Source organism: Bacillus sp. LR--39 (assembly GCF_053613335.1).
The window spans coordinates 1-575 of sequence record NZ_JBSIOT010001311.1 but is presented as its reverse complement, the minus strand read 5'-3'; the positions used below and the strand labels follow the sequence as shown (position 1 = coordinate 575).

1 pseudogene is annotated in these 575 nt (G+C 45.0%); it reads right to left on the bottom strand.

Annotated features, from left to right (window positions below):
• Positions 1 to 538, bottom strand: a pseudogene (rbsA, locus tag ACWHAR_RS30180) (ribose ABC transporter ATP-binding protein RbsA); the annotation flags it as partial.
• Positions 539 to 575: the final 37 nt, after the last annotated feature.

The window sequence follows — 575 nt, the reverse complement described above, 5'->3', positions numbered from 1 at the left end:
CGAAGAGCTTGCTGATTTCACGTTCAGTCAACGCTGCGGTCGGTTCATCCATAATGATGACCTCGGCATTTGTCATAAGCGCTTTTGCGATTTCGATCATTTGCTGCTGTCCGACGGAACATTCGCCGGCTTCTTGATCAAGAGAAAGAGAGACGGAGAGTTTGTCAAATTGCTCTTTTGCTAGCGCTTTCATTTTTCTTGTTTGTAAGACGCCCAGCTTGGAGGATATCTCTTTACCGATAAATAGATTCTCAAGAACGGTCATTTCCGGCCAGATATTCAATTCCTGATGGATAAAGGCTATTCCATGCTGTTCCGCTTCTTTTGGATTGGAAAAATACGTTTCGTTTCCGTTTATGCTGATTTGACCATGATCCGATTTGTGCAGGCCTGTCAAAATGTTCATAAGCGTGGACTTGCCGGCGCCGTTTTCTCCCATTAATGCGTGAACCTCGCCAGGCATGAGCTGAAAGGAAACACCTGACAGCACCTGGTTTTTTCCGAATGCTTTATGAATGTCTTTCATTTCAATCTGCATGTTTCATCCTCCTTTCTAGAAAAGCACACCCGCCTGC